The organism is Variovorax sp. IB41 (genome assembly GCF_016405905.1).
In the GTDB taxonomy this organism is placed as follows: domain Bacteria; phylum Pseudomonadota; class Gammaproteobacteria; order Burkholderiales; family Burkholderiaceae_C; genus Variovorax.
Map to the genome: position 1 here is coordinate 1 of NZ_JAEFCB010000036.1, position 11,458 is coordinate 11,458.

General features: G+C 68.4%; 12 protein-coding genes. 4 read left to right on the forward strand and 8 right to left on the reverse strand.

The features are described from left to right. The first annotated feature begins 24 nt into the window (after positions 1 to 24). The 4 genes from JC881_RS31985 to JC881_RS32000 are packed head-to-tail and all read left to right on the forward strand — an operon-like array spanning position 25 to position 3,755. Complete coding sequence (locus JC881_RS31985; protein WP_198789775.1) at positions 25 to 480, forward strand: type II 3-dehydroquinate dehydratase; 456 nt, start codon at positions 25 to 27, stop codon at positions 478 to 480. Continuing rightward, positions 477 to 1,043 carry a TRAP transporter small permease gene (locus JC881_RS31990; protein WP_198789776.1) on the forward strand — a complete coding sequence of 189 codons (567 nt, stop codon included), beginning with the start codon at positions 477 to 479 and terminating at the stop codon, positions 1,041 to 1,043. Before JC881_RS31985 ends, JC881_RS31990 begins: the two co-directional genes overlap by 4 nt. After that, a complete protein-coding gene (locus JC881_RS31995; protein WP_198789777.1) occupies positions 1,040 to 2,320 on the forward strand; it encodes a TRAP transporter large permease in 1,281 nt (426 codons plus the stop codon). Before JC881_RS31990 ends, JC881_RS31995 begins: the two co-directional genes overlap by 4 nt. Position 2,321: 1 nt before the next feature. Then, a complete protein-coding gene (locus JC881_RS32000) occupies positions 2,322 to 3,755 on the forward strand; it encodes an ELWxxDGT repeat protein (RefSeq protein ID WP_198789778.1) in 1,434 nt (477 codons plus the stop codon). On the opposite strand, the gene JC881_RS32005 is transcribed toward JC881_RS32000, so the two are convergent. The 8 genes from JC881_RS32005 to JC881_RS32040 form a co-directional block, all read right to left on the reverse strand. Further along, positions 3,736 to 4,668 (reverse strand): alpha/beta fold hydrolase, encoded by a 933-nt coding sequence (locus JC881_RS32005; RefSeq protein WP_198789779.1) that lies wholly within the window; start codon positions 4,666 to 4,668, stop codon positions 3,736 to 3,738. The genes JC881_RS32000 and JC881_RS32005 overlap by 20 nt on opposite strands. Positions 4,669 to 4,680: 12 nt before the next feature. Further along, a complete protein-coding gene (pqqE, locus tag JC881_RS32010; protein WP_198789780.1) occupies positions 4,681 to 5,853 on the reverse strand; it encodes a pyrroloquinoline quinone biosynthesis protein PqqE in 1,173 nt (390 codons plus the stop codon). Next, positions 5,831 to 6,100, reverse strand: coding sequence for a pyrroloquinoline quinone biosynthesis peptide chaperone PqqD (gene pqqD / locus JC881_RS32015; protein ID WP_198789781.1), 270 nt, complete (start codon positions 6,098 to 6,100; stop codon positions 5,831 to 5,833). The genes pqqE and pqqD overlap by 23 nt, the downstream gene beginning before the upstream one ends. Next, entirely contained in the window at positions 6,097 to 6,837 is a 741-nt protein-coding gene (gene pqqC, locus JC881_RS32020; protein ID WP_198789782.1) for a pyrroloquinoline-quinone synthase PqqC, read from the reverse strand. Before pqqC ends, pqqD begins: the two co-directional genes overlap by 4 nt. 4 nt (positions 6,838 to 6,841) lie before the next feature. Next, positions 6,842 to 7,762, reverse strand: coding sequence for a pyrroloquinoline quinone biosynthesis protein PqqB (pqqB, locus tag JC881_RS32025; RefSeq protein ID WP_198789783.1), 921 nt, complete (start codon positions 7,760 to 7,762; stop codon positions 6,842 to 6,844). Positions 7,763 to 7,815: 53 nt separating this feature from the next. Continuing rightward, positions 7,816 to 7,890, reverse strand: a complete 75-nt coding sequence (pqqA, locus tag JC881_RS32885; RefSeq protein WP_080898329.1) for a pyrroloquinoline quinone precursor peptide PqqA — start codon at positions 7,888 to 7,890, stop codon at positions 7,816 to 7,818. 38 nt (positions 7,891 to 7,928) lie between these two features. Further along, positions 7,929 to 10,154, reverse strand: coding sequence for an outer membrane protein assembly factor BamB family protein (locus JC881_RS32035; RefSeq protein ID WP_198789784.1), 2,226 nt, complete (start codon positions 10,152 to 10,154; stop codon positions 7,929 to 7,931). Between the two features lie 64 nt (positions 10,155 to 10,218). Then, the gene (locus JC881_RS32040; protein WP_198789785.1) at positions 10,219 to 11,280 is read right to left on the reverse strand and encodes a ThuA domain-containing protein; all 1,062 of its coding nucleotides are present in this window, start codon (positions 11,278 to 11,280) and stop codon (positions 10,219 to 10,221) included. Between the last annotated feature and the right edge of the window lie 178 nt (positions 11,281 to 11,458).

Sequence of the window (11,458 nt, forward strand, 5' to 3'; positions counted from 1 at the left end):
ATAAGCCCCTCACCGAAGCTCCCCATGAAGATCCTCGTCCTCCACGGCCCCAACCTCAATCTGTTCGGCCGCCGCGAACCCCACATCTACGGCAAGACCACGCTCGCCGAAATCAACGCGCAACTGCAGGCGCTCGCGGACGAACTCGGCGTGACGCTGGAGACGATCCAGTCGAACCACGAAGGCGACCTGATCGACTTCCTGCACACGCACATCGACGATGCGCAGGGCGCGCTGGTGAACCCCGCGGGCCTCACGCAGCACGGCGTGCCGCTGCACGACGCGATCAAGGCGATGCCCTTCCCCACCATCGAGGTGCACATGTCCAACATCGCCGCGCGCGAGGCGTGGCGCGCGCACTCGATCATCTCGCCGGCGGTCAAGGGCACGGTGCAGGGGCTCGGCCCGCTGTCGTACCTGGCCGCGCTGCGCGCGCTGGTGGAGATGCAAAGAACAGCCTTGGCCGCGGCCGCGCCATGAACCGCTGGATCGATCGCTGCTGCACCGGCATCGAGGCGCTGATCGCGGCCGCGCTCGCGGTCATGGTGGTGCTCGTGTTCGGCAACGTGGTGCTGCGCTACGGCTTCAACTCAGGCATCACGATGTCCGAAGAAGTCTCGCGCTGGCTCTTCATCTGGATGACCTTCCTGGGCGCAGTGGTCGCGCTCAAGGAGCACGGCCACCTGGGCGTGGACATGGTGGTGCAGAAGCTGCCGCCCATCGGCAAGAAGATCTGCCTGGCCGTGGGCCACGTGGTGATGCTCTACATCGTGTGGCTGCTGTTCCAGGGCAGCGTCGCGCAGGCGCGCATCAACTGGGACGTGACGGCACCGGTCACCGGCGCCTCGATGGCCATCGTGTACGCCTCGGGCGTGGTGTTCTCGGTGCTGGCCGGCTTCATCCTCGCGCTGGACCTCTTGCGCCTGCTCATGGGCCGCATCGCCGAGAGCGATCTGGTGATGGTGCAGGAATCGGAAGAGGCAGTGCAGCTGCAGCAGATCCTGGGCTCGCAGCAGGACGAGACGCCGGGAGCGCGCAAATGACCATCCTCGTCTTTGTCGGCTCTCTCCTTCTCGCCATGGCGATGGGCATTCCCATCGCGTTCGCGCTGCTCGCGAGCGGCGTGGCGCTCATGTGGCACCTGGACCTCTTCGACGCACAGATCCTCGCGCAGAACGTGATCGGCGGCGCCGACAGCTTTCCGCTGCTGGCCGTGCCCTTCTTCATGCTGGCCGGCGAGATCATGAACGTGGGCGGCCTTTCGAAACGCATCGTCGACTTCGCGCTCGCGGTGGTCGGCCATGTGAAGGGCGGCCTGGGCTACGTGACCATCATGGCCGGCTGCCTGCTCTCGGCGCTCTCGGGTTCGGCCGTGGCCGACGCCGCGGCGCTCACCGCGCTGCTGCTGCCGATGATGGTGAAGGCCGGCCACGACAAGCCGCGCGCGGCGGGCCTCATCGCGGCCACGGGCGTGATCGGGCCGGTGATTCCGCCGAGCATCGGCCTCGTGATCTTCGGGGTGGCGGCCAACGTGTCGATCTCCAAGCTGTTCCTCGCGGCCATCGTGCCGGGCCTCTTGATCGGCGCGGCGCTGTGGTTCACCTGGGCGTGGCTCGTGCGACGCGAGAAGATCGTGCCGCCGCCGCGCAAATCGTCGGCCGAGATCTTCGCCACGTTCCGCAAGGCGACTTGGGCGTTGATGCTGCCGGTGATCATCCTCGTGGGCCTGCGCATGGGCGTCTTCACGCCGACCGAGGCCGCGGTGGTGGCTGCGGTGTATGCGCTCTTCGTCTCGACGGTGATCTACCGCGAGATCACCTGGCGCGACCTCTACGGCATCTTCGTGAGCGCGGCCAAGACCAGCGCGATCGTGATGTTCCTGATCGCCGCGGCGATGGTGAGCGCCTGGCTCATCACGGTGGCCGACCTGCCCTCCAAGATCGTCGGCCTGCTGGAGCCCTTCATGGGCAACCAGATCCTGCTGATGGTGGCGATCATGGTGATCGTGATGGTCGTGGGCACCGCGATGGACATGACGCCCACCATCCTGATCCTCACGCCGGTGCTCATGCCGGTGGTGAAGGCGGCGGGGATCGATCCGGTGTATTTCGGCGTGCTCTTCATCATCAACAACTCGATCGGGCTGGTCACGCCGCCGGTGGGCACGGTGCTCAACGTGGTGGCCGGCGTCGGGAAGATATCGATGGACGACGTCACGCGCGGCGTGGTGCCATTCATGATCGCGGAGTTCGCGATCCTGTTCGTGATGGTGGCGTTTCCGCAGCTGGTGATCGCGCCGGCGCGGTGGTTCGGAGGCTGAGATGCGGCGCGTCCCTCTGTGCGCCATGCGGCCCGCGTGGCTGGCCGCCCTCGCGCTGCTGGTGGGGGTGCAGTTGCCCGCCGTCGCGCAAGACCCCGAGCGCGAAGTGCTGCCCGAGCAGCGCCAGGCGCTGGCCTTCGTCTCGCCCACCGGCCTCGTGCCGCTCAACGGGAAGATGCTCTTCAGCGCCTTCCACATCGCATCGGGCCAGGAGCTGTGGGTCACGGATGGCAGCGGCGCCGGCACGCGCATGCTGAAGGACATCCGTCCGGGCTTCCGCGGTTCTTTCCCTGCAGGGCAGACGCTGTTCAAGGGCCACGTCTACACGACGGCCACCGACGGCGCGAGCGGCCTCGAACTCTGGCGCACCGACGGCACGGCCGCGGGCACCACGCGCGTGATCGACCTGCGGCCCGGCGAGGAAGGCGCGATGCCGAGCGAACTCACGGTGTTCCGCGACGCGCTGTACTTCGTGGCGGACGACGGCAAGACGGGGTTCCAGCTGTGGAAGACATCGGGCACGGCGGAGACGACGACGCGCGTGTCGTCGATCGACGCAGGGCCTCGCGCGGTGGCGCGGCAGCTCACGGTTGCGGGCAAGCGCCTCTTCTTCACCGCGACCACACGCGAGCACGGCCACGAGCTTTGGGTCACCGAAGGAACGCCGGAGACCACGCGCGTGGTGAAGGACGTTCGTGCGGGCCCCGAGGACGCGGGCATCCAGGCGCTGACCGCAATGGGCGACGACCTCTACTTCACCGCGCACGATGGCGAGCACGGCATCGAGCTGTGGAAGAGCGACGGCACCGAACGCGGCACGCGCATGGTGAAAGACATCCGGCAAGGCGCATCGCCTTCGCGCCCTTCGCACCTGGTCGCGGTCGGCCGCACCTTGTACTTTGCGGCGGACGATGGCGTGCACGGCACCGAGCTCTGGAAGAGCGACGGCACCGAAGGCGGCACGATGCTGGTGAAGGACATCCGCGCTGGCTCGGGCGGCTCCATCTCCAGCCCGTTCGCAACGATGGGCGGCCGCGTCTACTTCGCTGCGACCGATGGTGCGTCCGGCGCGGAGCTGTGGCGCAGCGACGGCACCGCCAAGGGCACCGTGCGGGTGAAGAACATCGCACCGGGACCAGAGAGCGGATCGCCCGCGCGCTTCGCGGTGATCGGCTCGACGCTGTGGTTCTCCGCGAACGGCGGCAGCGCGATGGGCGTCGAGCCGTGGACCAGCGACGGCACCACGGCCGGCACGCGTGCGGTGGCCGACGTGGCGGCCGGTGCGCGCAACGCGCTGCCGCTGGGCTTTCGCGCGCTCGGCGATGCGGTGCTCTTCGCCGCCGACGACGGCCACGGCAACGAGCGGCTGTGGACGCGCCGCAAGGATGGCCGCGTGGCGCTGATCGGCGATCCGCTCAAGGAGCGCTTGCGCTGAAGGCCTGCGTGGTCGCGTAGTCGCGCAACGCCTGCTGCATCGCGGCGGCGAGCGCGGGATGCGTGGGGTCGTGCCCCGCGCCTTCTGCCCATTGCAGGGCGGCGCGGCCGCGCAGGATGTCCGCGAGCGCCTGAGCGCCTTGCGGTGGACACAGGGCGTCGCGCGTCCCGTGCACGATGAGCGTGGGGACGGCAGGCAGCGCGGCGCATCGCTCGAGCAGCGTGGGCGCGCCGAGCCAGCACCCGTGGCTCAGGTAGTGACTCTGCACACGGTAGCGCGACACGAGCCGTTGCAACGCAGCGTCATCGCCCAGCGGTACGGCGCTCCCGCATGACATGCGCTGCTCCCAGTCGAACCAGCAGCGCGCGACATCCCGCTGCCGCTCCCACGTTCCGTGCGCGAAGATGTCCGCGAGCACCGTCGTGATCGGGCATTGCCGGCGCCCTGCTTCGTCCCACAGCACGCGCCACTCGGCGCCGCCATGCCTCGCGGTCTCTGCGAAGAAATCGTGGACGTCCGAAGCGCGTGCGAGGAACACGTTGCGCAGCAGGAGCCCGGCGACTGCGGCAGGCTGGTCCAGCGCATGCAGGAGCGCCAGCGTGGCGCCCCACGATCCGCCGACCACCAGCCACCGATCGACCTGCAGATGATCGCGAAGACACCGCAGGTCATCGAGCAGATCGGCGAGCGTGTTGTGTGCGATCGATCCCGCGGGTGTGCTGCGGCCCGCGCCGCGCTGGTCGGGACAGATGATGCGGTAGCGCGTGGGATCGAAGTGGCTGCGCAGCAGCGGCGAGCTCCCCGAGCCGGGCCCGCCGTGCAGCACCAGCGCGGGCAGCCGGCGCGGATTGCCGTGCTCCTCGACGTGCATGACATGGCCACCGCTCAACGGCAACCGATGGACGATCGTCATGTGCGGGCCGGCTCAGCCGCGCGCATTGGCATCGGTGCGAAAAACGAGTTCGCCCGCACGCCGCGCGCCCGGCACGAAGCGGATCGGCGTGCCGGCATCGCGCGGGTCCGCCGCCGCGGCGACCATCGCCTCGACCTCTGCATGCTGCGGGCTCTTCGGGCACACCGGGTCCGTGGCGGCCGCATCGCCGGTGAGAAGAAACGCCTGACAGCGGCAGCCGCCGTGGTCCTTCTCCTTGTCTTCGCAGCTCTGGCAGGTGCTGCTCATCCAGCCGGTGCCGCGGTAGGCGCCGAACGCGGGGCTCTCCTGCCAGATCTCGCGGATGGAGTGATCGCGCACGCTCGGAAAGTCGAGCCCCGGCAGCATGCGCGCGCTGTGGCACGGCAGGGCCACGCCATCGGGCGCGACCACGAGGAACACGCTGGCCCAGCCGGCCATGCAGGGCTTGGGCTTGCCCTCGGCGTAGTCGGGCACGACCCAGAGGATCTTCATGCGGCCGTCCAGGCGCGGGCGGTGTTCGTCGACCACGGCTTCGGCGGTGGCCAGCGCCGCGCGCGTGGGCATCAGCATCTCGCGGTTGCGCCAGGCCCAGCCGTAGTACTGCACGTTGGCGAGCTCCAGGAAATCGGCCTCCATCGACTCGGCCATCTCGATGATGCGGCCCACGTGCGGCAGGTTGTAGCGGTGCATCACGCAGTTCAGCACCATCGGATAGCCGAGGTCCTTGATCGTGCGGGCCACGCGTTGCTTGAGGTCGAAGGTCTTGGTCGAGCTGAGGAAGTCGTTGAGCTCGCGGCTCGAGTCCTGGAACGAGAGCTGGATGTGGTCGAGCCCCGCCTTCTTGAGTGCCTTGGCGCGCTGCGGCGTGAGGCCCACGCCCGAGGTGATGAGGTTGGTGTAGAAGCCCAGGTCGTGCGCCGCCGCGACGAGTTCCGTGAGGTCGTCGCGCACCAGCGGCTCGCCGCCCGAGAAGCCCAGCTGCACCGCGCCCATCGCGCGTGCTTCGCGGAACACGCGAATCCATTCGTCCGTGCCGAGCTCGTTGCTGTACTGCGTGTAGTCGACGGGGTTGGAGCAGAACGCGCAATGCAGCGGGCAGCGGTAGGTCAGCTCCGCGAGCAGCCACAGCGGCGGCTTCGCGGCCACCGCGCGCTGCTGGAGGTCACCGGACCCAGTGGCGTCCATGGGCCTGCTCCAGGAACTCGATCACGTCGGCGCGCAGGTCGGCTTCGCCGAAGGTGGTCTCCAGGTCGGTGACGAGCGCGGCCACGGAGGTCTTGCCGTCGCAGCGCTTCAGGATCTCCGCGGCCGGTCCGTTCAGCTTGATCATGCCCTCGGGGAACAGCAGCACGTGGCACTGCTGCGCGTCCTCCCATTGCAGCCGGTACATCGTGGCAAGCGACGGTTGCGCGCTGTCGGTCCATTGCGTCATGGCTGCTGCTCTTTCGCAAGATCGTCGGGATAGGCGCGCTCGATGGCATCGAGCATGGCCCAGAGGATGTCCAGCTTGAAGCCCAGGATCTGCAGCGCGCGCTCCTGCCGCTCGCGCGTGGTGCACCACTGCATCGCGACCTCCAGGCCGTGCTCGACGTCGCGGTCGGCCAGCGGGATGCGGCTGCGAAAGTAATCCAGGCCCGAGGTGTCGATCCACGGATAGTGCGTGGGCCAGCCCGCGAGCCGGTCCTTGTGGATGCGCGGCGCGAACATCTCGGTGAGCGAGGAGATCACCGCCTCCTGCCACGGCGCGGTGCGCGCGAAGTTGACGTACGCATCGACCGCGAAGCGCACGCCGGGCAACACCAGCGCATGCGATTCGAGCGTCTCGCGCGCGAGGCCGGTGGCGATGCCCAGGCGCGTCCAGATCTCGATGCCGCCCGCGTTGGCGCCTTCGTGACCGTCATGCCCGTCGTGGTCGAGCATGCGCACCACCCAGCGCCGGCGCGTCGCGCGGTCGTCGCAGTTGGAGAGGACGGCCGCGTCCTTCACCGGAATGCGGCACTGGTAATAGAAGCGGTTGGCCACCCAGCCGCGCACCTGGAACGGCTGCAGTTCGCCCGCGTTGAGGCGGCGATTGAACGGATGATGGCTGTGGTAGCGCGACTCCATCGCGCGCAGGTTCGCTTCGAAGACCTGCGGGGACCACGGCTCCTGGTGCTGTTGCTGCGTCACTTGTTCAGATCTCCAGTTCCATGCCGTCGAAGGCGACCTCGATGCCGCGGCGCGTGAGCTCCGCGCGCTCCGCGCCGTCTTCGTCGAGGATGGGATTGCTGTTGTTGATGTGGATGAGCACCTTGCGTTTTGCGGCGCAGGCGTCGAGTGCTTTCAGCATGCCGGACCCGTGCGGTCCGTCGCATTGCGGCAGGTGGCCCATGTCGGCCGCGCGCTTGGTCCCGAGGCCCGCGGTGAGCATCTCGTCCTCGGTCCAGAAGGTGCCGTCGACCAGCACGCAGTCGCAGGCATCGAGGCTCTTGCGTTCGGCATCGCCGACCTGCGCGAGGCCCGGCGCGTAGAGCACGCGCTTGCCGGTGGACGGGTCTTCGATGAGCACGGCGGCGTTGTCGCTGCGTGCCTCGGTCTGGCGGCGTGGTGAATACGGCGGCGCCTTGCCGGGGACGGGCACGGCCTGCAAGCGCAGGCCGGCGATCTCGTGCCACGCGCCGCCGCCGGCCTCGAGCGGCATCGGGTGCCAGGTCACGCCGCAGTATTTGTCGAGCGCGTTCAGGAGCGGCAGGCTGCCGGTGAGGTCTTCGTAGGATTCAGGCGTGCAGTAGAGCTGCAGCCGCGGTCCTTCGCGCAGGCTCAGAAGGCCTGCGACATGATCGATCTGCGAGTCCATCAGCACCACCGCCTGGATGGGCGAGTGGCGCACCCCATGGCGCGGCTGCAGTGCCTTCGACGCACGCAACTGTGCGCCGATGTCGGGCGATGCATTGAGGAGCACCCAGTCGTCGCCGTTGGCGGACACCGCGATGGAGCTTTGGGTGCGAGGGCTCGCCCGCACCTGGCCGGTTCGCTGGCCCGCGCACAGGCGGCAGTTGCAATTCCATTGCGGGAAGCCGCCGCCCGCCCCTGAACCTAGAACCAATAGCTTCATACGACCCAAAGAAAAACGGCACCGGTGGAGGCCGGTGCCGTTGTGGTCCGCTCTCAGCGAGCGGAGATGTACATCGTGATCTCGAAGCCGAAACGCAGCTCTTCGAACTCAGGCTTGCACCATTTCATCGCATTGCTCCTTCAGTGGTTGGGGTTGAGGGACGGTATCAATATACGACGATCTTGCCCGTAGGACGCGGGCTATGACAGTCGTTGTAGAAGTACTCGCCGGGTGTGTCGAAGGTGTGGGTCGCCGATTGGCCCGGGGCCAACCTGAAATCGAACCTGCCCTCGAAGAACTGCGTCGCGCAGTGCGTGTTGGCGTTGGCGGCTGGATTGGTGAAGGTCACCGTGGTGTTCGCCGGCACGCGCATGAAGGTCGGCGTCATCGCATTCACCGCCGTCGACTCGGCCGTGCCGGGCGCGTTCGCCGGCGTCTGCACGCGCGCGAGGAACACGGTGTTGGGCGTCGGCAGCGCCGCGCCCTCCACCGCCGAGCCGGACACCGGACGGCGCACGACGGGCGGTGCCGGCGTTGCGGGTGGCATCACCGTGCCGCCGACCTTGAAGGCCCACAACCGGTCGCCGCGCGGCGCCGAATCGCCGTACGGAATGCTCGTGCCGCCCGCGAACACGGCCACGTACTGCTCACCGTCGATCTCGTAGGTGATCGGGCTCGCGCTGATCGCAGCGCCGGTCTGGAAGCGCCACAGTTCGCTGCCGTCGTTGGCATCCATCGCGAGCAGGTTGCCGTCGGGCTGGCCGATGAAGAGCAGGTCCGATGCGGTGGTGAGGATGCCGTTGCCGTGCGCGAGCGAGTACGGCATCTGCTTTTTCCACTTCACGAGGTTGGTGCTCGGATCGACCGCCACCACCGCGCCCGTCATGTAGGTGCCCGGCGGGCGCAGGCCGTTGCTCGACTCGGTGAGCGAGTGCGCGGCCGACACGTAGCCCATGCCGGTGTACACGAGGCCCGTGTGCTGGCTGAAGGCCTGGTGGTTCCAGTTCGCGCCACCGCCGTGTCCGGGGATCGAGAGGATCGGCACGTCCCAGTGCGCGTCGTACAAGCACCCCTTCACGTAGTTGGGCACGGCGCGGTTCGGGTCGCCCGGAATGGCGGTGCCCAGCGGCTGGTCGACGATGCAGGTCTCGGTCCATGCGCCCTGGCGCGGCAGCGGCTGCGTGGGCCAGCTGGCCTGGCGGGCGTCCTGCTTCACGGGCACCTCGTCGATGCCCAACGGCGCGCTGCCGTCCTTGCGATCGAGGATGTAGTACATGCCCGTCTTGCTGCCATAGATGACGACCTTGCGGTCCTTGCCGTCGATCTTCACGTCGGCGAGCACGGGCGACATCACGTTGTCCATGTCCCAGATGTCGTGGTGCACCGACTGGAAGTGCCACTTGTATTCGCCGGTCTTCAGGTCGAGCGCGACGAGCGAGTTGGCGAACAGGTTCAGGCCCGGCCGCGTGGATCCGTTCTGCGACGAGCCGCCGCGCACATTGCCGAAGGTCCAGTAGATGAGGCCCAGCTCCGGGTCCACCGCGGGGTGGATCCACGGCGTGGCGCCCGCGCGGTCCGACTCGGCCGCGCCGCCCCAGGTGTCGTAGCCGATCTCGCCGGCGCGCGGCACGCCCCAGAACGACGTGAGCACCTTGCCGGTGAGCGCATCGGCCGAGAACGCGGCGCCGCGGTTGCCGTCGTTGGTGCCGAGGAAAAGGCGCTTGTCGTGATAGACCAGCGCCACCTTCTGCAGCGCTCCCTGGTAGTCGGGGTCGGTGGCGCTGCTGGGGTACTGCTTGATCCACGCGATGGCGCCGGTGTCGGTGCGCAGCGCCACCAAGCGGTTGCCGGTGGCGACGGTGAACACCAGGCCCAGGTCTTTCGCGACCGCCACGCCGCGGCGCGTGATCGCGCCGTAGGGCGTGGTCCACTTCCACTTCGTGAGGCCGGTCTTGCCATCGACCGCGATCACGTTGCCCACCGCGGACTCGATGTAGATCGTGCCGTCGACCACCACCGTCGTGCTCTGGTTGTTGCCGGTGGCCATGCCGCCTTCGATCTGGTTGACCCAGGCGCCGCCGAGCCTGGCGACCTGGGCCTTGTCGATCTTCGCGAGGCTGGAGTAGTTCTGGTTGCCCAGGTTGCCGCCGACTTTGGGGAAGTCCTTGTCGCCTGCCGTGCAGCAGTCCGACAGGTTGGCCGAGGGCGTGGCGGGTGCGGGCGGCGGGGGTGGCGGCGTGCCGGGCCCCGGAGGCGGCGGCGCGGGCGGCGCGGGCACCACCGGGAACGCGGGCGCGCCGCCGCCCGACGATCCGCCGCACGCGGTGATCAGCAACGGCGATGCGAGCACGCCGCAGGAAATAAGCAGCGTGACCAATGATTTTTTCTTCATGGATGTCTCTACTCGGTGAAGGTGGAACGGATGGGGTCGAGCGTGGGCGGTCGCCGTTGCGCCGTTACTCGGTGCAGAAAGGCGTGAGGCCCATCGCGGACTTCACGCCCTGCACGACCAGCTTCTGGAACTCGATGGCGCCGACGCCCGAGAGGTCCGCGGTGAACGAGTGCGCGTTGTGGCCGAGGGTCGTGAGCCATGCGCGGCCGCCGTCGTAGTACTGGCACCAGGCGACCGGATGGAAGTCCGCGTGGCCGGGGTGCGGCGCGGAGGTCAAGGGTTTCAGCGTGGACGTGTCGACCTTGGCGAGGAACTTCACCTTCGTGGGGAAGGGCGTGAGGTTGTACCACTCGTCCTGGAAAGAGAAGCGCTTGGGCACGTCCTTCGTGGAGGGGTCGTCCGAGACGATCTCGACATCGCCCGCGCGGTTCGGCCCGTGGTTGTAGAAGTTCGCGTTGCCCAGGAGGCCTTCGTAGTACGGCCAGTTGTACTCGGCGCCGAACGCGTTGTGCAGGCCGACGAAGCCGCCGCCGCGACGCATGTAGTTGCGAAGCGCGGTGCGCGCGGCGTCCTGGCTCGTGGTGACCGCGCCGTTCCACAAGGTGTCGCGGTTCGAGCTCGCGAAGATGATGGCCTTGTAGTTGTTGATGCGGCTGCCGAGCACCGCGACGTCTTCGGTCCAGTCGACCGTGATGCCTTCGGCCGTGAGCATGCGCACGAGGCCGGCCTGCATGATGTTGTCGGGGTTCATCACCGGGTTGAGGCCCGTGCCCATCGGCGTGCCGAGCACAGCGTGGCGCGGCCCCGCGGTGCGCGAGTAGACCAGCACGCGATCGGGCGTGGTGTCGAACGCGCCCCAGTTGTTGTAGCACTTGGGGTTGGTGCCGCGGCACACGTTGTAGTAGGTGTCGAAGCTGTCGTCCGCCTCGGCCACGGGGTCGGTGGGCTGCGCCGGCACTTCGTCGGTCGGCGCGGTGGGCGAGGTGGGCGCGGCCGGTGCGACGGGCTGGATCGGAAAGCCCGCGAACGACGAGCCCCCGCCGCTGCCGCCACCGCAGGCGGTCACCGCCAGCGCGAGCGCCGCGGTCGATGCAAGGCCGAAGAGAAATGATCTGGACGATTTCAAGGGTGTCTCCTTTTTTTGGTCGAAGCGGGACCCGCGGGGACACGTCCCCGAGAGCGGATGGGCTGCTCGGCGGCGGCCGGCAGGAGCAGCGGTTGGGCGAGGGTTGCCGGCCTGGGAGCGGCGGCGTTCAGCCCGTGGCGTTGTTCGCGGCGAGCGCGAGTGGCCGGGCGGTCATGGC